Here is a 23,752-nt window from a genome sequence, read left to right on the forward strand (position 1 = left end):
TGGTATACTCAAGATTATAAACGATATGCGTGCGCAAAAGTTGCCGATATGGAACGGCTGCGTATCACTATTCTTGTTCTGGAGAAGCTATGCCGCTCTATCTTGTGACCGTTGCCTCACGAGGCATTGACGGGCCGCAGCACCTCTATCTGTTAGCCGGAGCCGAACTTACTCCGGCAGCAGTGACGTCGTTGGTTGAACATTTGCTTCACGATCCGGTCGTGCAACAGGTTCACTGGCAGGAAGTGAACCCTGATCAGCCATTAACCGATCCATTCTTACCCAAAACTGATCTGCTGGTCGTCGAAGTAGCGTATCGGCCCGGTGTCACCGATAGCGAAGGTGAGAGTGTGGTCGAGGGCGCACGTCGGCTTGGTGTGCGTAGTCTTGAACATGCCCGATCGCTACGTCGGTATTTCTTACCGGCTACTGCTGACCCGGTGCAGGCAGCGGCTGAGTTGGCAATTGATATTGTGCAAACGACAATCGCTTACCATCCCGGTGAGCAGACAACGACACGAGCTGCATTCTACACCATGCTGGTTGCCGAGCCAACGCCAACCAAGCCGGTCGTAACAACGATCCCCCTCCGATCCGCCGATGATGCTGAGTTGATCGCTATTAGTCAACGTGGCGTGTTGGCACTCGATCTCGCCGAAATGCGTGCAATTCAGGCTTATTTCGTTGCTCAGGGGCGCGACCCAACCGATGGTGAGCTGGAGACGATTGCGCAAACCTGGAGTGAGCACTGTTCTCACAAGACGTTCAAGGCGCGAGTACGGTATACGCAAACGCCCGAAGAACCACCTGCGCAGCCTGATCTGTATCCGATGTTGACGCAGCTTGCCGGCGGCGAGTGCACCATTGATAGCCTTATCCGCACATATTTGATGCGGGCAACCGAGCAAGTACTGACCAGGCGTGATGATCGGTGGGTGTTGAGTGCTTTTGTTGATAATGCCGGTATCCTCGCCTTTGGTTCCGAGCACGAGGTGTCGTATAAAGTTGAAACCCACAATCACCCCAGCGCACTCGAACCATTCGGTGGCGCCAATACCGGTGTTGGCGGCGTGATTCGTGACGTGCTCGGTGTGTCGGCGCAACCGATTGCAAACATCGATGTCCTTTGCTTTGGGATGCCCGATGCACCGCCGCCTCCGCCAGGCGTGCTCCATCCACGCCGGATCGCCAGTGGAGTAGTCGCCGGTATCCGTGATTACGGTAATAAGCTAGGCATTCCAACTGTTGGCGGGGCAGTGTTGTTTGACCCCGGCTATACGGCCAACCCACTCGTTTACTGTGGTACTGTTGGCCTGGCGCCGCGCGGTCTCCACCCGCGCAATGTGCGTCCGGGCGACATTATTGTCGTAATGGGCGGTCGTACCGGGCGCGACGGGATTCATGGGGCGACTTTTTCCAGTATCGAACTTACCCATACTACGGCGAGCGAGGTAGGGAGTGCAGTACAAATCGGCGATCCGATCACCGAAAAGAAGATGCTCGATGTGCTCTTACAGGCACGTGATGCCGGTCTCTATTCTGCAATTACCGATTGTGGGGCAGGTGGTCTTTCATCGGCTATCGGTGAGATGGGGGCAGCATTGGGGGCGGAAGTACACCTTGAGCATGTACCGTGCAAGTATGCCGGTCTGCAACCCTGGGAGATATGGCTCTCCGAAGCTCAGGAACGAATGGTACTTGCAGTGCCGCCCGATCGTCTGATCGCCCTGCTCACCCTCTGCACGGCTGAAGAGGTAGAAGCGACGCCAATTGGACGGTTTACCAGCGATGGACGATTGCGAGTCTTTTATCGCGATCTAAAGGTCGTCGATCTCGACATGCAATTTCTCCACGATGGCCGTCCGCAGCGGGTGCTGACGGCGGTATGGCAGCCTTCGCCAGCTCTGTCTCGGTCACCGCACCTGACAACGGTAGCCCCTGATCAGGCTCTCTTGCGCTTGCTGGCGCATCCATCGATTGCCTCCAAAGAGCGCATTATTCGTACTTACGACCATGAAGTTGGTGGGAGAACAGTTATCAAACCACTGGTAGGGGTTCATCTGGCCGGACCCTCAGATGCTGCGGTCATCCAGCCGCTGCCCGGCGAGCCAACCGGGCTGGTATTGGGCTTTGGCATCTGCCCGCGGTACGGTTTGCATGACCCATACTGGATGGCGCTGGCCGCAATCGATGAGGCGCTGCGGAATGTTGTGGCCGTCGGCGGTGACCCTGATCAGACGGCCATTCTCGATAACTTCTGTTGGGGTGATCCGAAGCAACCCGATCGGATGGCCGGCTTAGTACGGGCTGCTGCCGGATGCTACGACGGTGCAGTCGCGTTTGGAACTCCTTTCATTAGCGGCAAAGACTCGCTGAATAACGAATATCGTGATGCCGATGGTCGGCGTGTCGCCATTCCGCCCACCCTGCTTATCTCGGCACTGGCACAGGTGCCCGATGTGCGACAGTGTGTTACCATGGACTTGAAGCAAGCCGGTGATGTGGTTTATCTGCTGGGGAACACCCGATCCGAATTTGCCGGAAGCCATCTGGCTGCAATCGGTATGATTGAAGATGGCGGCGCATTGCCCAAGGTCGATCTGGCAACAGCACCGGCAACCTTCCGCGCTCTTCATCGGGCAATAAGGGCCGGTCTGGTACGTTCCTGCCATGATCTTAGCGAGGGTGGCCTGGCGGTCGCGGCGGCAGAAATGGCGATTGCCGGTGAATTGGGCTTACACCTTGTGCTCGACGAGATACACAGCGATTTTATAACGGCGCTGTTCAGCGAGACACCCAGCCGCTTCTTGATCGCGGTTGATCCGGCGCATACCGCAGTATTCGAGGACACCTTGAGCGGATTACCACTATTTCGGTTGGGAGTAGTAACGGTGAATCCAACGCTGCATATCACCTGGCAGCAACAAACTTTGATCGATGTACCGGTCGCTACCCTACGCCGTGTCTGGCAACAGGGTCTTGAGGTCATCAACGTGAAGGATACCGATCTATGACTAACCACCCCCCGCTCAGTCGATCTGATTTTGCCGCGACAATCGAGCAACGATTGCGAGACGAACCGACCATCGAGGTGCTCAGTCGTGAAGGTGAGGTGGTACAGGTGCGGATCGGTCAACGTCACCTGCGCGTCGATTTGACGGCATTCTATCATGCGTACCGTCAGGCGCCAGAGCACTTTGAACTGGTGTATGCAACGCTCTTGCGCACCTTGCATGATCAAATACCGGTCCGCGAGGCGCGCACCTTCAGCGAAGTCGCGCATCGCGTTATGCCAATGCTCAAACCAATCGTCTTGCTCAACGCTGTCTTTGAAAAGAAATTACCAATGCTTGCCTATCGTCCGTTTCTGGCCGATCTGATCATTACCTACGTCATTGATGAACCGCAAAGTGTAGCCTACATCAACGAACGCCACATCGAACGCTGGCAAGTCGGTGAACATCAGCTCCACGAGTATGCCCTTGCCAATCTGGCGGCACGAACGAAAGAGCGGGCAAAGTTCTTGATCAGCGGCGAGGGTGCGCAGCGCTTGATTATCGCTCATTCACAAGATGGCTATGACGCAACACGACTGTTATTACCTGATCTGCTGGTGAGCTGGAAACCACATTTTCCGGGCAATATGGTCATCGGTATTCCCAATCGCGATTTTCTGATCGCCTTCAGTGATGCCGATGAGAGCATTCTCACCAGCATTGCCCATCAAATTCAGCTCGATTCAGTCCAGCGTGAATATGGCTTAACCGATCAACTCTTCACTATCGAAGATGGTCAGGTGCGAGAATACCAATGGGTGTAGCGGTGCCCATCATGAAACGATGATGAGTCTACTGCAAAAACTCATCATGGAGCACATAGGGCGCGTAGAGCGTGCAAGATTTATGAGTAAAAGGGTATTTTTTCAACCCTTTAAGGCATATAAGAAAAATTTTTACGCTCTATTTTGAACAGAAGATAAATCTATCTGTAGTCTCTGTGATCTCTGTGGTCTCTGTGGTGAGATGATTGCCTTTTGGCAGTGAAGTCAATGATGGGATGAGGAGGAAATGCTCTGCTTGCGGTTATCATCTCACTGGTGCTCTACGTACTTGCATGTTGGCTGTGGTGGTGGCAACGCACGCCACTCTATGTGCTGGCATTAGTTGCCGGTCAGTCAGGCACAATACTCGAACCATTCTGGCGGTTCCTTTACACACTGCAAGCAATACCGACTCCCGGTTCGCTGTGGGCAGTGCTGACTACGCCATTTGATCCGATTCGTTCATTGCCGGCGGCCTGGCCCGATGCGCTGCCGGCACTGATCATCGTTGCTCTGTACTGGTACCGTTGGTGGACACCGGGGTCATGGAGCGGACTCTTTACCTTTCTGGTCTTCACCAGTTTTCAGTTGTTAATCGGTCTACTCAGTTTACGATCATCGACACCACCATCGTTCCTCACACCCTTGCCCTTCGGTCTATCGGCTGACCTGCTCGCGGCACTGATGAATGCAACCATTAGCTACGGTTTATGTTACGTGTTCATCACCGTTCATCACTATTCCTGGCCCAGCATGACCATTGCAATCTTACCGATGCCGCTGCTCCTTCAGGTATTCATCTATGGTATCATTGGTGCACCACTACTCATTGCCCGGCTGCTGCCTGATGGCGAATGGCCACTACGAATTGGTCTGATCCTGACGCTGATCCTGTTAGGCTGGTGCGTCGCTATTATCAGTACCGGTTTGGCGCGCTTGAGGCGTTAGCAATGACCAGAACAATCCTTTCTCCTGAGTTGCTCTTGAATGCCTATCGTCAAGGCATCTTCCCGATGGCGGATGAGCGGGGCGAAATCGGTTGGTACGAACCGCTGCGGCGTGCGATTATCCCGCTTGACGAACGGTTTCACGTTCCCCGACGGCTGGCCCGTACCGTTCGTGCAGGTGTCTTTACCGTCACCTTTGATACTGCATTTGAAGAAGTCATTCGGGGCTGTGCTGAACCAGCTCCTGGTCGCGAAACAACCTGGATTTCACCTGAAATTATCCGTGCTTACACGGAATTACACCGTCTAGGATACGCCCACAGTGTCGAGTGCTGGCGCGATGGGCAACTGGCTGGGGGCTTATACGGCGTCGCCATCGGTGGTCTCTTTGCTGGCGAAAGCATGTTCCACCGCGTGCGTGATGCCAGCAAGGTTGCGCTGGTACATTTGGTCGAGCGTCTGCGACACGGTGGGTTCGTCTTGCTCGACTCGCAATTTATTGTTGGGCCACACATGTTACAATTCGGCACGATAGAAATCCCTCGTTCCGAATATCACCGACTCTTGCGGCAGGCATTAGCAGTACGTGCGGTATGGTAACCCGAGCATATATTGCAGGAAGAGGTTTTAGCCTGTGACGCATCGTCACGGTATGAAGGGCGTTCGGTCGCGTCTGATCCGTCGATGAATGTCATAACTAGTCACAGAGAGTTGCCCAAGAGCAGATGGAGCGCATTTCGCTGCGCCCAGTTGTAGCGCATTCGTCACGACGAAAGCAGGGTCGGCATGTTATGAGTATTGTACGTCACCAAACCGATAGGTACGGGTGAGCAACCCGCCTGCCGGGATACGCAGTGGTGATCTGCTTCCCGGTAAGCATTCTTGACCGTCGAGGCGGGCACTCTCTGCCGCAATCGGCTCTGTTTATTTGCTCTTCCGTTTGCGTTCTCGCCGGGCTTCGCGACGACCAGTAGTTGCAACCGGCCGTGGTGTTGCCGGAGCAGCGGCGGCTGGAGTCTGGCGGGGAGCCGGGGTGCGTATACGAGCATTGCGTACCAGTTCGGGCAAGACATTACGCATATAGTAGACGACATAACCGCCTAAAATAAGCTCGATTATCAACTGAATGTAGAACCAGAAACGTTGGTTGAAGGGAGGCACATTGAGCATACGAACGACACCTAGTGCCACACCAAACCCACCCACAATCAACAACGCAATCCCCAACTGACGAAAGAACGTTGCACGAACAACATTCCGCTCCGTGTGCAGCCAGATGAAGTAGGCGCCGCTCGCGACCAGCAGAATCTGCACAATGAAGAATGTCCATGCGTATGAACCAAATTGAGGGCTAACGGTTAGAAAGTATTCAAAAAACCCCATAGTAACAAGCCTCTCCTCACGGTCGCAGAGCGTCGATCACGATAGATTGTGGCGGCGATTATAGCAGTGCCACGGATGATCGTCAACACAGGAAAGAGGAACTGATTCCTCCGTACCCTTTCCCTTCCTCGCCAAGAGTGAAGAGGAAGGGAGAAGGGAAAGATGCGGGCCATCCTCACGCAAAACTCCAAACAGCGCCTCACTCCTCGCTAATAGTAATGCCGAGAATTGTCTCACCAGGTCTGGCCAGATCGTCCGGATTACTCGGATCGCGCAGCGGAATGCCATCAACGATTTCCTGACCGCGAATAACTCGTCCAAAGATGGTGTATTGCTCATTCAGCCAGGGAGCTGGCGCCGTGGTGATGAAAAACTGGGAACCGGCACTATTGGGATCAGAAGAACGGGCCATGGCAACGATGCCGGGTCGATCAAACAATATCTTATCGGTAAACTCGGCTGGGATGGTATAGCCAGGGCCACCCGTTCCATCACCGCGCGGATCGCCACCCTGAGCCATAAAATTGGGCAGTACCCGGTGCCAGGTCAGGCCGTTGTAGAAGTTCTGACGGGCAAGAAAGACGAAGTTGTTCACCGTTTGCGGCGCAATGTCGGGCAGCAGCTCAATAACAATTTCCCCGCGTGGGGTGTAGATGGTCGCGGTATACTTCTTTGCCGGATCGATAGTCATCGGTGGTGGGCCATCGTACCGGTATGTGGTCGCTGTTGGCATAACCGACAGATTGCTACCGGCTGGCGTTGGCATCGTCGGTGGTTCAGTTGGTATGATAGGTACAGTAGTCGGAACTGGTGTTACTATGACGACTGGCGGGCCGGATCGGCTGATTAAAAGACCGACAACAAACCCTATAATGACGAGGAAGATAGCAATAGCCACAATACCGGCCAGTGGATTCGACGATGGTAGACGTTGGTTAATCACAGGACACCTCAAATAGTCAAGACCATTTCACGGCTATTATACTGGTGAAGGTGAGACGTTGACAAATGGGGAGATAGGTGTGGCAGCAGGTACAGGTTCCAAACCTGCTCCAGATGGTATACCGATATAACAGACAGCGAGCTGTACCCACACGATCCAGGAGGCAGTCCAGAAATTCACTCCCAGGCACGAGAAAACGGCAAGTGCTTGTCAGAGACACGACATAGCCACACCCTGATGAACACAGTCGGACTATCACTCAGACTCAACTAACCCGCCCGGCCAATGTCGGCGCATACCGCACCAGCTCGTGACGCAGCCGGAAGAGAGCCAGATCGCCAGCTTTTGCTTCCAGCATTAGATCGAACGGTGGCAGACCACGACTGGCTTCGAGTAGCTCAATCGCATCGTGGACAACAATGAAATCGGCGTGTTGACCGGGGCGCGGTGGGAGGACGCGGCTATCGCCATTGCGACCCGGCAGCAGGTGCGCTTCGCTGCGTTGACTGCTCAGGTGAACTTCCGGACGGAGGTAATCGGGCCAGGTTGCCAGGATTAAGCCCAATGCTAACGGTAAGCTCCATCGTTCGGGATTGTGCAACCGAAAATGCAGATAGTCAAAAACGATGGGGACGCCGGTAGCAGCAGCTAGACCGAGCAACGAACTGAGCGACGAGCCGTTACCGGTATGTTCCAGCGTAGTACGGCGACGGGCATGAGCCGATAGCCCTGCCCAGCGTTGCCGGAAGCGCTGGAGTGCTTCAGCGTCATGAACACCGATGTGCATCACCAGGGTGTGCTGAACAGTATTCCTTTGATCAAGGGCAGCGAGAAACTGACAAGCCGCCTCGATAGTGCTGATCGTCTCGGCGGCGATACGGTCGTCGGGGTGGGCAAGCGTGAGATACGGATCGAGATGCAGTCCCAGCCGTACCTGTTGCGCACTAATACGCTGAGCGAGTAGTTCCAGGTGGAGCCGACAGTCAGCCAAATCAGCGATGGTGAATTGGCGGGGAAGTGTAAGACGGTAGAAGTGAATCGCCTTGCGTTCAAGGTAGCCGAGCACATCACCCAGATGAACCAGCAACTTGCTCAGATGCGGTGACACGCTACCGGCCAGACCAGGCTGGTTGACAGTCCGAACTGCGAATCCCAGACGGATGTGGGGAGTCGCTGCCTGATAGTGTTCATCGGGACATCTGATAAGGGTACTTGCACGTCGCGCCAACCGATGACGGTGGAACATAGACTGAATGGTGGTGTCGGTTGATGTGGCCCAGCGAATGGTTGCCATAGCAGTCGCGGCTCTCGTTCGGCTCATCTGGTATCCCATTTACTCCCTGTTGCCGGGGTGGATGGTGAAGAAGGTATGAAGCTGCGATAGGACAGATTATGACTTCCACTGCAAAAAGGTGATCTTTCCACCACAGAGACCACGGAGATCACAGAGACTAAAGATGATTTTATCTTTCATTGAACATAGGGTTGTGAAACTTTTTCTTCCATGCGCCCAATGGCCAAAAATTATCCTTTTTTTCATAAACCTTCTACGCTCTGTGTACTCTGGGTGCTCCGTGGTGAGTTTTTGTAGTGCATTCATTATCAGACAAATGTTCTATTTTGTCAAGGCAAACCAACGAAGAAAACCGGTAAAGATTAAGAAACAACGTAAAACGGGATCAGGAGTGAGGGGAAGACCAACTCCCGAACTACTTCTCTCGCCTGATCTCTGTTCTATCTTCTCGCTCTATTGCGTACCGAATCACCTTCAAGCTCGGCAATGCGTGTCGCCACTGAACGCAAAACAATGGTATCGTCCTCTGTCAGACCAATGTCGGCTATTACCTGCGCCATAGCCTGAACCAGGAGCGATGGCGATGAAGCGGATTGTGCAGGGCGCGACATAGATTGCGCGGGTGGCGGTTCAACCACCCAGGTTGGATCCCAGAGAGGTGCTGGGCGAATACGTTGCGGTGAAGGCCAACCGTAGACCTGGGCCAGGAACTGTATCATCGCCTGCGCAGCGCCGTCTAAGGTGTGTTCTGTCGCAACATACTGCCGTGCCCGCTTGCCGAGCGCAGTTGCCAGCCCTGGATCGGTCAATAATCGCCGACAGTAAGCAACGATCAGATCCGTCTCGCTCGCGTCAACATCGACGTGGGCAACAACATCGGATGGCAATTCACAAAAGGCATCCACCGCGCTCACCAGGGTAGGCTTCCCGGCGCCGAGCAGACGCAACAGACTAGCACTCGTTTCACCGGCGGTTGGATACCGTAAGTTGAGACAGACATCAGTAGCCGCCACATAATCCTCGAACTGCGCTCGCGAGACATAGCCGGTAACGGTCACCACCTCTCGCAAGCCGAGACGCTGTATCACGCCCTTTAGATCGTAGTTGGGCGACACCGACCCAACCAGGACACAGTGGACATCCAAACCTTCACGACGCAACTCGGCCACGGCGCGCAATGTCGGTTCGATCCGCTTCCAGGCATTGATATGACCAAAACTGGCCAGTAACGGTCGATCAAGCGGCAGACCCAGATGGAGGCGGGCCTCATTACGATCAATGAGCGATGGCAATGGCACTCCCATCGGTACATAGCCACACGGTAGATCAGGACGCAATGCAGTGACACGTTTCAGCAGGTAGTGACTATGACCGATCACGGCTCTGGCTACGGCCAAAACCTCTTCGTTACAGGGAAACGCAAACGCTGCTTCACTGAAGCGCGAGCGAATCATCAGTTGGGCAATATGTTCACCTTCAGCGCCGTAGCGAGTACGCATCATCGCGACATACTTCTGTACATCGCGTTGCACATTCGCCGCATACCAGAGCATAAAATGGTGCAGCACGAAATCGTGTAGCACAATGACGCCCGGTAAGCGCTGGGCCACCCGCCAGATACCGGCGTGCGCCGGACTATTCCCGATGTGGTAGACGATTGCATCAAACACTCCGCGTCGAGCCAGCCGCTCGAGCTGACGCATGGGTTTGATCGGAAGATGCTTGATTAGTTGCGGATTTGCTGGCCGCAACCCATCCTCGATGAAGAGGGTTATCTCGGCATACTGCGCGAGATACGGCAACAACTCTTCGCTATAGTCAGAAATCCCCGAAGGCGCTGGATTAACCGGCGAACAGTACGCAATTCGTAACGTCATGCTCGTTCCACCAATGCCGCCACCAGCTCACGACAGAATGCCGGAATATCTGCTACCACCCTTCCCCAGACTAAATGCCCATCACGGAACGCAGCCTCATCAACCCACAGAGCACCGGCGTTGATGAGATCGTCTTTGATACCGGTTGATCCGGTTGCCGGTCGACCACGAACAATTCCGGCAGAAATCGCAATTGAACCACCGTGACAGATAATGCCTATCACTTTTCCAGCAGCATCCATCGCCCGTACTAGATCGGTCACAACCTGGTATCGTCGCAATTTATCGGGCGCCCAACCACCGGGCAACACGAGTCCGAAGAGATCATCTGCACGTAATTCGGCAATCGTTGTCGTCGGCACTATCTCCAGACCATTTTTACCTCGTACTGGCCGGAGATCGAGGCCGGCGGCCAGCACTTCTGCCCCCTCTTCCTGCAATCGCATCATCGGTACATAGAACTCTAGGTCCTCGACTCCTTCTGCCAGCAGAATAGCTACTCGCTTCCCTGCCAATCGCATTGCTTTTCTCCTTGTTCAGACTTCACCGTACCGTCGTGGTCACAGACTACTTGAGAGCACTGGGCCATGGACGAATACAATTCCCACCGGCCATCTTGGCGGCATACAAAGCCTCGCCAACGCACTGCAAAAGATCAGCCGCCTGACGAGCGTCACGCGGAAAGGTTGCCGTTCCTATTGAAATGGTCACCTGTATATCGAGCGTACCAGGACGAATGACCGAGTGTGCGATGGCTGAGCGCCATTGTTCAGCACGATGCACGATTGTTTCAGGCGTGACCCGCGGCAAGACGAGCAAAAATTCATCCCCGCCGTAGCGACAAAAGATGTCACCGCCACGCACATTCCGTCTGATCAAGCCTGCTACATGCTGGATCGTTACATCACCGAGCGCACGCCCAAACTGCCAGTTAACCTGCTCAAGCTGATCGATATCGATCAGTGCGACACTGAGCACTATCTGCTCACGATCCGCACGACGTAACTCGCGCTCAAGCGTTTCTTGCAGATAGCGGCGTGTGTACAGACCGGTCAGTGGATCGCGAATCTGCTCGTTTTGCAAACGCACGGTAAGAGCCTGTACCTGCGCACGTGCTTCGGCCAACTGCTGACGGCGACGGTATTCAATCTGCCAGCGTATCTGAGCCGCAGTAAGTGCCCGCATCAGACACAGCGGCAGGAGCTCAGCCGTCGTTAATGCCTCGTGTACGCCTGCCTGCAACACAGCGACTGCACCAGCAGGATCATGTACTAGACCGACAATCGGCGCTTGCTCGGCGGCAGCAGCCAGATCAGGCGGTATGTGCTCGCGAAGATCGAGCAAATGAAGATGCGCTTCCGTGATCGAGGTGGCCGGTGTGACCTGCCAGGCCACGCCTAACATTTCGCTGAGTTGTACCCTGAGCACATCATCAGTTGTTATAACGAACAACGGTGTGGTACCAGCAGTCATACCGTCCCTCGCCAGATGCCAGTTACGGTAACGATAGCATAACTCCGAGTGTTCAACAAGCAGGCAGAGGGAGCAGAGGCACAACCCACCGATGCGAAACGAAGCTTGATACATTACGATGGATGAATCTCGCCGATGGATGCAAGACGACTCACGAGGAGGGGCGAGGCGACGCCTCGCCTCGACAGATGTCCACGACGATGGTCACGCAGCAGTACTCCGCCGACCAACCCGTCGCCAGGCCCAGAAACCCAGCAGCACAACGGGCAACCAGACCGGTGTCCAGACCAGCAGCACAATCACGACGTTCGCCAAATTCTGCCCGAGTTCAATGAGTCGACGCAGAGCAATACGAGCGACCTCAAGTGGCTGCCATCCATCCTCTGCAATAACCGGTGTCGGTGGTGGGACTGGTACCAATTCGACCGTGATCGTTGACATTGCCGCACTCTGTTCCAAATACTGCATCCGCCCCTTTGTCCACTCAATCTGACCTTGAATATCGGTCAACGCTTGATTTACCTTGAGCGCTTCCTCAACCGTTTGGGCGCGAGCGAGCAGATCGAGCAAACGAGTATTTGTCGCTTCGAGGTTACGCAAACGCGACTCGAGATCGACATACTCTTCAGTCACATCATCGCCACTTACACTACGTTTCAACACTTTGTGGGCAAGACCTTCAATATCGCTTAACAACGCCTCAAAACGCTCAACCGGCACACGCAATACAACTGTGGAGCGTTGTTCAGCCCCCGTCCCGTATGTCTGAACGCTCACAACAAAACCACCAAGCGCCTCAACCCGTTGCCGTAACGCACGTTCGACGGCAGCAACATCTGGTACTTCCAGCGCAAGCGATGCCGTCTTAATGATCAGGCGATCAACCGCAGTTGCATCACCGGTCGCTTGTTCCACAGGCATACCACCGGTGGAGTAACCAGCAGAACGCTGTTCGATTGCCGGTGCGCCACTAACGCCCCCACTTGCCATTGGCATAGCGGCAGGCACTGTCGGCAACGGGAAGGTAGATGCCGTTTCCGGCATCATTTGCGTCTGACTGAACAGAAGAATACTTACAACCACGACCAATGCGATCAGTCCACTGCCAATTGTAATCATCCGACGTGATAGGCTAACCATAAAACCCTCCTGAATATGTGTCGTTTGCTCTGAAGCATTGACGTGGATGAGCTGGAAGAAGTTCCAGGAGGGCTGCGCGAAGAAAAAAGATATTCTCAAGGAGAGGGAGCTTGTTTGGCGATCCGCTGCACATTTCCGAGGCAGCATGTTCCTTGCGGGTTACGTAGTTCGCAAGCACACTGGTCGGCAGCTATCCCAGCTTTGATGTCGGCAATGACGGCTGCACGTTCCGCAGCAGAAGCCAACTGAATATCACCGACCCGATATTGAAAACAGTAACACACCAGTACATCAGGGGAATCGGGTTCTTTTTGATACACCCGTTCACGGACTTGATCAACGGTCAGCATTTGACCACTCGCCGGACTAAAGTAGACGACCGGACAATGAGGCGAGTGGCAGAACCAGAATGGTTGCAACTGAAGCTGGCGTAAACTGATCGCGGCCTGAGCCTTCACAGTTTGGAGCGTTACTGCCTTCCCTCGCATGCTACACATCGGACAGACAGCGAATTGGGGTGAATGAGCATGTGGTTTACACGTTGGTGAATCGGCGACCGATACCGAACATTCGGTTGCCATAGGTTGGCCTCCTCTGAAGTGAAAGCAGCGAAAGAGCAGAAACCTCCTCAACCCTGTTTCTCTCCGCTGAGCATACACCTTCCAGCGACTGGAAGGTCAAGAGGAAAAGATGAGAAAAGCAGGTGGTTACTGCCGACCGTAGTTGTAGGAGAGAGTGAGTGGGGCGGGTTGCGAACCTGATCCTACAACGGTAGGGGCGGGTTTACAACCTGCCCCTCCAGTGGGAGCGGCAGGGTACAAACCTGCCGCTACGGTGGGGGTTACGAACCTAATCCTACAACGGTAGGGGCGGGTTTACAACCTGCCCCTACAGTGGGAGCGGCAGGGTACAAACCTGCCGCTACGGTGGGAGCGGCGGGTTGCGCACCTGATCCTACAACGGTAGGGGCGGGTTTACAACCTGCCCCTCCAGTGGGAGCGGCAGGGTACAAACCTACCGCTACGGTGGGAAAGGCAGGTTACGAACCTGATCCTACAACGGTAGGGGCGGGTTTACAACCTGCCCCTACAACGGTAGCGGCAGGGTACGAACCTGATCCTACAATGGTAGGGGCGGGTTACAAACCTGCCCCTACAGTGGGAGCGGCAGGGTACAAACCTGCCGCTACGGTGGGAGCGGCGGGTTGCGCACCTGATCCTACAATGGTAGGGGCGGGTTTACAACCTGCCCCTACAGCGGGAGCGGCAGGGTACAAACCTGCCGCTACGGTGGGAGCGGCGGGTTGCGCACCTGATCCTACAACGGTAGGGGCAGGGTTACAACCTGCCCCTCCAGTGGGAGCGGCAGGGTACAAACCTGCCGCTACGGTGGGAGAGGCGGGTTGCGAACCTGATCCTACAACGGTAGGGGCGGGTTTACAACCTGCCCCTACAACGGTAGCGGCAGGGTACAAACCTGCCGCTACGGTGGGAAAGGCGGGTTACGAACCTGATCCTACAACGGTAGGGGCGGGTTACAAACCTGCTGCTACGGTGGGAGAGGCGGGTTGCGCACCTGATCCTACAACGGTAGGGGCGGGTTTACAACCTGCCCCTCCAGTGGGAGCGGCAGGGTACAAACCTGCCGCTACGGTGGGAAAGGCGGGTTACGAACCTGATCCTACAACGGTAGGGGCGGGTTTACAACCTGCCCCTCCAGTGGGAGCGGCAGGGTACAAACCTGCCGCTACGGTGGGAAAGGCGGGTTACGAACCTGATCCTACAACGGTAGGGGCGGGTTACAAACCTGCTGCTACGGTGGGAGAGGCGGGTTGCGCACCTGATCCTACAACGGTAGGGGCGGGTTTACAACCTGCCCCTCCAGTGGGAGCGGCAGGGTACAAACCTGCCGCTACGGTGGGAAAGGCGGGTTACGAACCTGATCCTACAACGGTAGGGGCGGGTTTACAACCTGCCCCTCCAGTGGGAGCGGCAGGGTACAAACCTGCCGCTACGGTGGGAAAGGCGGGTTGCGCACCTGATCCTACAACGGTAGGGGCGGGTTACAACCTGCCCCTCCAGTGGGAGCGGCAGGGTACAAACCTGCCGCTACGGTGGGAAAGGCGGGTTACGAACCTGATCCTACAACGGTAGGGGCGGGGTTACAACCTGCCCCTCCAGTGGGAGCGGCAGGGTACAAACCTGCCGCTACGGTGGGAAAGGCGGGTTGCGCACCTGATCCTACAACGGTAGGGGCGGGTTACAACCTGCCCCTCCAGTGGGAGCGGCAGGGTACAAACCTGCCGCTACGGTGGGAAAGGCGGGTTACGAACCTGATCCTACAACGGTAGGGGCGGGTTACAAACCTGCCCCTACAGTGGGAGCGGCAGGGTACAAACCTGCCGCTACGGTGGGAAAGGCGGGTTGCGAACCTGATCCTACAACGGTAGGGGCGGGTTACAAACCTGCCCCTACAGTGGGAGCGGCAGGGTACAAACCTGCCGCTACGGTGAGAGCGGCGGGTTGCGCACCTGATCCTACAACGGTAGGGGCGGGTTTACAACCTGCCCCTCCAGTGGGAGCGGCAGGGTACAAACCTGCCGCTACGGTGGAAAAGGCGGGTTACGAACCTGATCCTACAACGGTAGGGGCGGGTTTACAACCTGCCCCTCCAGTGGGAGCGGCAGGGTACAAACCTGCCGCTACGGTGGAAAAGGCGGGTTACGAACCTGATCCTACAACGGTAGGGGCGGGTTTACACCTGCCCCTACAGTGGGAGCGGCAGGGTACAAACCTGCCGCTACGGTGAGAGCGGCGGGTTGCGAACCTGATCCTACAACGGTAGGGGCGGGTTTACAACCTGCCCCTCCAGTGGGAGCGGCAGGGTACAAACCTGCCGCTACAGTGGGGGTTACGAACCTGATCCTACAACGGTAGGGGCGGGTTTACAACCTGCCCCTCCAGTGGGAGCGGCAGGGTACAAACCTGCCGCTACGGTGAGAGCGGCGGGTTACAACCCGCCCCTACAGTGTTCTTCTTCAGAATGCCTACACGATGCGGACTGCCAGCCCGTGCTTACTGCCGGGAAACTGTGTGGAAGAGGGACGTTCTGAAGGTCTGGAGAACATTCATCACCTGAGTCTCGCCGTTCATTCACGGGCAAAGCGACGTCATCATACCGATCACACCAACTAGAGAACTATGGCTCATGCTCAACTCCGCCTACCGTACTGCCCGTACCGACGATATGGTACAAACCCACAAGCCTGATAAAGATGGTAAGCAGGGGTATTATGCTCTTCAACCTCAATCCGAATGTCGGTATAACCAGCGGCTAATAGCCGGTGCAACGTCGTTAGCAGCAATAACCGACCATACCCACGCCCCTGTTGCTCGCGACGAACACCAAAGGTAGCAATCATCACACGCTGCTCGTCCCTTAGCAGCCGCAACACTGCAACCGGGATACCGGCAATCTCGCCGATCACGAAGCGATGAACAGGATTTGTAATGCAATCAGCAACAAATGCCTCTACTTTTTCAACCGGATCGCCGAACGCATCAGCAATGATTGCGGTAACAACTGCTGCATCATCCGTTTCAGCGAGACGCACGTGCCAGTTCGGTGGTAAAGCCGGTAGCGGCGGCACCTGAGCCGGATCGAGATGCAACAGCACCTCAACATTCAACCGCTGCAAATCAAGTGCAGCCGCAAAAGGTGCGACACACGCACCGGCTTCATCGGCCAGTACCAACCAGCTCCCACCACGAGCCTGCGCCCAACGTGCAACCTGATCGACCAACTGGCGACCGATCCCCCGCCGACGCCACGCCGGATCAACGGCAATCACTGCTTCAATCGCAAAATAGCCGTACATCACAATTCCGCCGACCAGGGTATCACCAAACCGCGCCGCAGCCATCGTCGGCGCCAGATCGGTGTTGAGATAGAGAGGTAGTTCGATACTATCGGTACGATTGCAGCGCTCGAAGAGTGCAATCAGTTCTGGCCATTCGCTAGCGGGGACAATGGCGATGTCAGGCGTCATAGCGGTAGCAATATCCTTTCCGCAACTCGTGCATTCAGTGCAGCAACGGTGATATTGTAGCGCGAATTTGGGTTCACTTCGCCCCCCCTGCAAGCGGGGCATGCTACCCCCCCCTAGCCCCCCGCTTGCGGGGGGGTGGGGGGGGTGACGCACCTACAGTGCCACAAAAAAAACCGACGCGATTGCGTCGGTCGGGTACGGTGGCCTGGCAGGCACAACGTATCAGGCGTACTCTTCAACCGAATGCTTGACAGCGCGAGCAGCACGTCGGCGAATACCGGCATCAAGCTGGGCGAAGAACTCATCGGGCGTCACACTCGCCGCAGCGCAGGCATCGGCGAAACGCAGGTTGCTGCGGTCAATGCGATATTCACGCAAAAAAGTGCGTGCCTCAGCACCAAACGTCTGCAATATGTCCTCAACTGTGTACTGCTCAAAGGTTCCGTTGCGCATTGCTGTACTCCTTTCGATGTATCAGGACTATCTTCGTCGTGACGGCTTCATTGCCGATTGCGCTTTCATTATACTGGATATTTTATACAACTGCAAGAGGTTTGAATTGTGCAAAATGTACAAATCTCAAGTCCTCTCAGCTTCGTATGCTGCTACCATCCGCCGAGTGTATGGGCACGCCATCACGAGCGGCCAGGAAATCATTGCTAACTCACTCTCGCCTGAGCTTTTTAAACATGCCCGATTTTTGGTCGTGCTTGCCAGCGCAGCCTCTCACTCTTACAACGCATCCTCACTATGCGCGATTGGTTTTGGATAGGCCGCTGGCCTCCGTCCTGTTGTCGGCAGCGACATATCGCCTGATGCACCAACATGCCATCTGAGGCAAGTGCTGTTCCGTCCTTTCGCCCTGTTTGGGAGTAGCAGGTGAACACGGGAGAATACGAGAGATGCAATATCCCGCAGTAGCGGCACCGAAAATACTCAAAAACCCTACGTTCCTCCGATCAAAATACTGTTTCATGTGCTATCATTCTCACTAGAAACGGCTCACACGTCACACCTGAACAAGGAATTGTAGGATGCTCGAAGCACTCTTCTCCGCCATCGCCGAAGCCGTCTTTGGCTACCTGCTCCAGGAGAGCACCCTGACAGAGCGCATCCGCGCCACCCTTGGTCTTGACCCAACGCGCCGCGCCTTCCAGACCGCGCTGGCGCAGACGTATGCCGCCTTCGCCCGCCAGCACCCGGAGTGGACAGCCGCGCTCTTTGACGAAACCTTCCTCAACAGCCGGGATGTCGTGCCACTGCTGGCTACGCTGCTTACCCGCCGCGGTCAACCCGACCCGGCCCACCTGGCGCGTCTGTTCGCTGCGCACCTCGGGCATCCCGACCCCGACCGCTGGGAACGGCTAGGTGACGCCACCCGTGCTGCTGCCGACTTCCTGACCTGGCTGGAGGCCGAACTGGCGCGCCAAGACGCTCTGCAACCTCTTTACGATAGCCGTGCGCTGGAGCGCATTGCCGAACACACCGGGGCCATTCGCCGGGCGCTAGAAGCGCTGGCGCACAACCGGCAAACGGCAGCCGACCTCGATCTCCTGCGGCAGGCGCTGCGCGATGGTCAGATCACGCTGGCGACCGGCAATCGCGCCGTGGCTCTCGGTAGCAGCGCCGACAGCGCGGTCATCGTTACCGGCGACGGCAATATCGTTCAGGTGCTGAATGTCCAACAGCGCACCGACCTGGAGCGCCTGCTGACCACCCGCCGTTATAACCTCCCCTCGCTGCCGGAGCACTATGTCCTGCGTGAAGCAGACCTGGAACGGCTGCGGCAGGCGCTGCTGAACAATGGCGCCGTTGCCCTGGGCATTGTCGGCGTGAAGGGCATGGGTGGCATTGGCAAGTCGGTGCTGGCTGCTGCCCTGGCCCGTGATCTTGCCGTGCAGGCCGCCTTTCCCGATGGCATCGTCTGGCTGCCCATCGGTCGCGAGCCAAACCTGCCCGCCCGCCAGGAAGAACTCTACCTCTTTCTGACCGGTCAGCGCGAGAACTTTCGCGACGCGATCCAGGGCCGCAGCTTCTTGAGAGTTGCACTGGAGGGCAAGACCTGCCTGGTGATCCTGGACGACGTCTGGGACTCCAGCCACACCGAAGCCTTTCCCGTGGTGACCGGTTCGGCGACCCGTTACCTGATCACCACCCGTAACGCCGAGGTCTTGCAGACGCTCAACGCGCCCCCCGTTTCGCTGGACGTACTCAGCCCGGATCAGGCATTGAGTCTGCTGGCCGATTGGACCGGGCAACCCGTTACGAATCTGCCATCGATAGCCTGCGAGGTAGCGCGGGAGTGTGGCTACCTGCCGCTGGCGCTGGCGATGGTAGGCGCCTTCGTGCGCCAGAACCCTGAAAGCTGGGAGCGGGCGCTGCACCGCTTGCGGAACACTGACCTGGAGAAACTCCGCCGCCTCTTCCCCGGCTACGAGCACCCCACCCTGCTGGCGGCGCTGGAGGTGAGCGTGGATGCGTTGCCGAAGGACGCCTGCACCCGCTACCTGGATCTGGCCGTCTTCCCTGAAGAGGCCGCGATTCCGCTTCCCATCCTGCACGCCTTCTGGCAACCGCTGGGGCTAGATGATGATGACGTGTTCGACCTGGCGGAGACCTTTGTGAACCGCTCGCTGGCCCGCCGCGATGAGGACGGCCACCTGCGCCTGCACGACCTGCAGCACGACTACCTGCGCGCCCGCGCTGGGAACGCCCTGCCCGATCTGCACCGTCGCTTCCTGCTGGCCTGTGCCCGCAGTCTTCTTGGTGCCGCCGATGAAACGCTGGAAGGGCTGCCCTGGCATCGGCTGCCATCGCAACCCAACTACCTGTGGGATCGGCTGGTCTATCATCACCTACAGGCTGGCGCCTGGGACGCCCTCTTCACCCTGCTGACCGACTTCGACTTCCTGGAAGCGCGTTGCCGGGCGACGACCGTCTTCGACCTGGAAGCCGACTACCGCCAGGCTCTGGCTGCCTGGCCGCCGGCAGATGCCGCACGGCGAGACGTGCTGGCCGCCTTCGAGGAGCGCCTGCGCCTGGAATCCTCGCGCATTGCCCAGGCGCCTGAATGGCTCTTTCCGGCCCTCTATAACTACCTGCGCTGGCTTGATGCCCCGGACGGCCCGCTCCATCGGCTGTGCGACACTGCTGCATCCCACCGCACGAATTACCTGCGCTCCCGCCTCGACCCACGGCCTGAACCACCGCTCTGGCTGCGCTCCCTGGAAGGCCATACGGCTGCGGTGACCGCGGTGGCGCTCAGCCCCGACGGGCGCACCATCGTCAGCGGCTCCCTTGACGGCACCGTCAAGGTGTGGGACGCCGCAAGCGGGCGCCTGCTCCGCTCCCTCGAAGGCCATACGGATGCGGTGCTCGCCGTGGCCCTCAGCGCCGACGGGCGCACCATCGTCAGCGGCTCTGCTGACCGCACCGTCAAGGTGTGGGACGCCCACGACGGGCGCCTGCTCCGCTCCCTCGAAGGCCATACGCATTGGGTGACCGCCGTGGCCCTCAGCGCCGACGGGCGCACCATCGTCAGCGGCTCTGCTGACCGCACCGTCAAAGTGTGGGACGCCCACGACGGGCGCCTGCTGCGCTCCCTGGAAGGCCATACGGATTGGGTGAGAGCCGTGGCGCTCAGCCCCGACGGGCGCACCATCGTCAGCGGCGCGGATGACCGCACCGTCAAGGTGTGGGACGCCCACGACGGGCGCCTGCTCCGCTCCCTGGAAGGCCATACGGATTGGGTGAGAGCCGTGGCGCTCAGCGCCGACGGGCGCACCATCGTCAGCGGCTCCAAAGACCGCACCGTCAAGGTGTGGGACGCCCACGACGGGCGCCTGCTCCGCTCCCTGGAAGGCCATACGGATTGGGTGCGGGCCGTGGCGCTCAGCCCCGACGGAAGCACCATCGTCAGCGGCGCGGATGACAACACCGTCAGGGTGTGGGACGCCCACGACGGGCGCCTGCTCCGCTCCCTGGAAGGCCATACGGGTTGGGTGTTGGCAGTGGCAGTCAGCCCCGACGGGCGCACCATCGTCAGCGGCTCCCTTGACGGCACCGTCAAGGTGTGGGACGCCGCAAGCGGGCGCCTGCGCCGCTCCCTGGCAGGCCATACGTTTGGGGTAGACGCCGTGGCGCTCAGCCCCGACGGAAGCACCATCGTCAGCGGCTCCCATGACGGCACCGTCAAGGTGTGGGACGCCGCAAGCGGGCGCCTGCTCCGCTCCCTGGCAGGCCATACGCATTGGGTGAACGCCATGGCGCTCAGCCCCGACGGGCGCACCATCGTCAGCGGCTCCCATGCCGGCACCGTCAAGGTGTGGGACACCCACGACGGGCGCCTGCTCCGCTCCCTGGAAGGCCATACGGATGCGGTGACCGCGGTGGCGCTCAGCGCCGACGGGCGCACCATCGTCAGCGGCTCCAAAGACCGCACCGTCAAGGTGTGGGACGCCCACGACGGGCGCCTGCTCCGCTCCCTCGAAGGCCATACGGATGAGGTGAACGCCGTGGCCCTCAGCGCCGACGGGCGCACCATCGTCAGCGGCGCGGATGACTGCACCGTCAAGGTGTGGGACGCCCACGACGGGCGCCTGCTCCGCTCCCTGGCAGGCCATACGGCTGCGGTGAACGCCGTGGCGCTCAGCGCCGACGGGCGCACCATCGTCAGCGGCTCCAAAGACCGCACCGTCAAGGTGTGGGACGCCCACGACGGGCGCCTGCTCCGCTCCCTGGCAGGCCATACGGATGAGGTGAGAGCCGTGGCGCTCAGCCCCGACGGAAGCACCATCGTCAGCGGCTCGTGGGATAACACCCTGAAGGTGTGGGACGCCCACGACGGGCGCCTGCTCCGCTCCCTGGCAGGCCATACGCGATGGGTGACCGCAGTGGCGCTCAGCGCCGACGGGCGCACCATCGTCAGCGGCGCGGATGACCGCACCGTCAAGGTGTGGGACGCCCACGACGGGCGCCTGCTCCGCTCCCTAGAAGGCCATACGGATGATGTGAGAGCCGTGGCGCTCAGCCCCGACGGGCGCACCATCGTCAGCGGCTCTGCTGACCGCACCGTCAAGGTGTGGGACGCCGCAAGCGGGCACCTGCTCCGCTCCCTGGCAGGCCATACGGGTGCGGTGAACGCCGTGGCCCTCAGCCCCGACGGGCGCACCATCGTCAGCGGCTCTGCTGACCGCACCGTCAAGGTGTGGGACGCCGCAAGCGGGCACCTGCTCCGCTCCCTGGCAGGCCATACGGATGCGGTGCTCGCCGTGGCCCTCAGCCCCGACGGGCGCACCATCGTCAGCGGATCGCATGACCGCACCATCAGAGCCTGGGACCTGGTAAGCGGCGAGTCGCGGGTGCTCTTCTGGAATGACGCTGCCATCTTCAGCCTGGCACTTTCCGGCGATGGTCAACTGCTGGCATGCGGCGATAAGTCTGGGCGGGTGTGGATCTTTGATGTGGTGGCGTAGGGGCGCAACGTGTGGAGTGTAGATGGAAGAGGCAACACGCCAGGTTGCCTCTTCGACGGCTTCTGAATGCTCTGGCGATGGTGTACTATAGGTTCTTATCGGCTATCGGCTCAAAACGGGCTTGGAAGAACCGCAGATAGCGTGGCTCATACACCATGCGTAGTCCGCGAGCGTGCGCTCGTTGATCGTAAACCGCTTTCACCGATTCAGCTACTACGTCCATATGGGCCTGGGTATAGACCCGGCGTGGAATAGCGAGGCGGGTCAATTCCAGTTTGGGATAGTAGTGCTGACCGGTCTTCGGATCACGTCCGGCGCTGGCAATGCCCCGTTCCATTGCCCGCACTCCCGAATCGAGGTACAACTCGGCGGCCAGCGTCTGCGCCGGGAAGAGGTCTTGTGGCAAATGTGGGTAGAAACGGCGGGCGTCAAGAAAGATGGCGTGACCGCCGACAGGCACAACGATCGGGATGCCCCAATCGAGCAACAGCTCTCCCAGATAACGTACCTGACCGATCCGCGCCCGAATATAGTCTTCCTGGAGTGATTCTTCTATCCCGACCGCCAGTGCCTCCATATCGCGGCCAGCCATCCCACCATACGTATGTAACCCTTCATACACAACAACCAGATTGCGCGCTTCATCGGCCAGTTGCTCATCGTTAACCGCTAACCATCCACCAATATTGACCAGCGCATCCTTCTTTGCGCTCATCCACGCACCATCGGTGTAAGAACAAAACTCGCGCACGATGGCAGCGATGCTGTGTTCGGCATAACCAGGTTCACGCTCTTTGATGAAGAAGGCATTCTCAACCAGGCGGGTCGCATCGAGAAAGATGCGAATACCGTAGTGGTCACACAGTGCACGTAGTGCGCGCACATTTGCCATACTCACCGGCTGACCACCAGCCATGTTGACAGTGCCGGCCAGACTGATGTACGCAATCTGTTCTGGGCCGACCTGCTTGATCAGCGTCGCGAGCTTATCGAGATTGACATCGCCTTTGAACGGATACTGACTGAGCGGATCATGCGCTTCGTCAATGATCACATCAACGAAAATACCACCTGCCAGCTCCTGGTGCAGGCGTGTCGTCGTGAAATACATGTTGCTAGGCACATACTGCCCACGTCGGATTGCAATCTGACTGATCAGATGCTCGGCGCCACGACCTTGATGGGTAGGAATAACATGCCGGTAGCCATACGTCTGCTGCACCACTGCCTCTAATCGGTAGAAGCTGCGACTACCGGCATACGCCTCATCACCCATCATCAGCGCAGCCCACTGGCGGTCACTCATGGCATTGGTGCCGCTATCGGTCAGCAGATCGATATAGACATCCTGCT

At 57.8% G+C, this 23,752-nt stretch carries 15 protein-coding genes and 1 pseudogene; 5 read left to right on the forward strand and 11 right to left on the reverse strand.

Annotated features, from left to right (window positions below):
- Positions 1-89: 89 nt before the first annotated feature.
- The 4 genes from purL to aat all read left to right on the forward strand — a co-directional run bounded on the left by purL (position 90) and on the right by aat (position 5,367).
- Positions 90-3,014, forward strand: coding sequence for a phosphoribosylformylglycinamidine synthase subunit PurL (gene purL / locus QTO31_RS18740; protein ID WP_301430663.1), 2,925 nt, complete (start codon positions 90-92; stop codon positions 3,012-3,014).
- Entirely contained in the window at positions 3,011-3,820 is an 810-nt protein-coding gene (locus tag QTO31_RS18745; protein ID WP_301430664.1) for a DUF1444 family protein, read from the forward strand. Before purL ends, QTO31_RS18745 begins: the two co-directional genes overlap by 4 nt.
- A 276-nt stretch (positions 3,821-4,096) precedes the next feature.
- Positions 4,097-4,768, forward strand: coding sequence for a hypothetical protein (locus QTO31_RS18750; protein ID WP_301430665.1), 672 nt, complete (start codon positions 4,097-4,099; stop codon positions 4,766-4,768).
- A 2-nt stretch (positions 4,769-4,770) separates the two neighbouring features.
- Positions 4,771-5,367: a leucyl/phenylalanyl-tRNA--protein transferase gene (gene aat / locus QTO31_RS18755; protein WP_301430666.1), complete on the forward strand. Its 597-nt coding sequence runs from the start codon at positions 4,771-4,773 to the stop codon at positions 5,365-5,367.
- A gap of 324 nt (positions 5,368-5,691) precedes the next feature.
- Here the strand turns inward: aat and QTO31_RS18760 are convergent, their stop codons facing one another.
- The 10 genes from QTO31_RS18760 to QTO31_RS18805 all read right to left on the reverse strand — a co-directional run bounded on the left by QTO31_RS18760 (position 5,692) and on the right by QTO31_RS18805 (position 17,378).
- A complete protein-coding gene (locus QTO31_RS18760) occupies positions 5,692-6,150 on the reverse strand; it encodes a hypothetical protein (protein WP_031460520.1) in 459 nt (152 codons plus the stop codon).
- 199 nt (positions 6,151-6,349) lie between these two features.
- Positions 6,350-7,093 carry a peptidylprolyl isomerase gene (locus QTO31_RS18765; protein ID WP_301430668.1) on the reverse strand — a complete coding sequence of 248 codons (744 nt, stop codon included), beginning with the start codon at positions 7,091-7,093 and terminating at the stop codon, positions 6,350-6,352.
- Between the two features lie 265 nt (positions 7,094-7,358).
- Positions 7,359-8,414, reverse strand: a complete 1,056-nt coding sequence (locus QTO31_RS18770) for a UV damage endonuclease UvsE (protein WP_301430669.1) — start codon at positions 8,412-8,414, stop codon at positions 7,359-7,361.
- A 413-nt stretch (positions 8,415-8,827) separates the two neighbouring features.
- A complete protein-coding gene (locus QTO31_RS18775) occupies positions 8,828-10,264 on the reverse strand; it encodes a glycosyltransferase family 4 protein (protein ID WP_031460523.1) in 1,437 nt (478 codons plus the stop codon).
- Entirely contained in the window at positions 10,261-10,785 is a 525-nt protein-coding gene (locus QTO31_RS18780; protein WP_031460524.1) for a type 1 glutamine amidotransferase domain-containing protein, read from the reverse strand. Before QTO31_RS18780 ends, QTO31_RS18775 begins: the two co-directional genes overlap by 4 nt.
- A gap of 46 nt (positions 10,786-10,831) precedes the next feature.
- The gene (locus tag QTO31_RS18785; protein WP_301430671.1) at positions 10,832-11,737 is read right to left on the reverse strand and encodes a GGDEF domain-containing protein; all 906 of its coding nucleotides are present in this window, start codon (positions 11,735-11,737) and stop codon (positions 10,832-10,834) included.
- A 204-nt stretch (positions 11,738-11,941) separates the two neighbouring features.
- Positions 11,942-12,877, reverse strand: a complete 936-nt coding sequence (locus QTO31_RS18790; protein ID WP_301430672.1) for a DUF4349 domain-containing protein — start codon at positions 12,875-12,877, stop codon at positions 11,942-11,944.
- A gap of 95 nt (positions 12,878-12,972) precedes the next feature.
- Positions 12,973-13,458 carry a putative iron-sulfur cluster-binding metallochaperone gene (locus QTO31_RS18795; protein ID WP_031460527.1) on the reverse strand — a complete coding sequence of 162 codons (486 nt, stop codon included), beginning with the start codon at positions 13,456-13,458 and terminating at the stop codon, positions 12,973-12,975.
- Positions 13,459-16,088: 2,630 nt separating this feature from the next.
- The gene (locus QTO31_RS18800; RefSeq protein WP_301430673.1) at positions 16,089-16,925 is read right to left on the reverse strand and encodes a GNAT family N-acetyltransferase; all 837 of its coding nucleotides are present in this window, start codon (positions 16,923-16,925) and stop codon (positions 16,089-16,091) included.
- A gap of 222 nt (positions 16,926-17,147) precedes the next feature.
- On the reverse strand, positions 17,148-17,378 hold the full coding sequence (locus QTO31_RS18805) for a hypothetical protein (RefSeq protein ID WP_031461288.1): 231 nt from the start codon (positions 17,376-17,378) through the stop codon (positions 17,148-17,150).
- A 581-nt stretch (positions 17,379-17,959) separates the two neighbouring features.
- Between QTO31_RS18805 and QTO31_RS18810 the strand changes: the two genes are divergently transcribed.
- On the forward strand, positions 17,960-22,399 hold the full coding sequence (locus tag QTO31_RS18810; RefSeq protein WP_301430674.1) for an NB-ARC domain-containing protein: 4,440 nt from the start codon (positions 17,960-17,962) through the stop codon (positions 22,397-22,399).
- Positions 22,400-22,484: 85 nt separating this feature from the next.
- On the opposite strand, the pseudogene QTO31_RS18815 reads toward QTO31_RS18810, so the two are convergent.
- A pseudogene (locus tag QTO31_RS18815) lies at positions 22,485-23,750 on the reverse strand (tryptophanase); the annotation flags it as partial.
- Positions 23,751-23,752 lie beyond the last annotated feature (2 nt).

This window comes from Chloroflexus sp. MS-CIW-1, assembly GCF_030444705.1.
Classification (GTDB): Bacteria; Chloroflexota; Chloroflexia; order Chloroflexales; family Chloroflexaceae; genus Chloroflexus.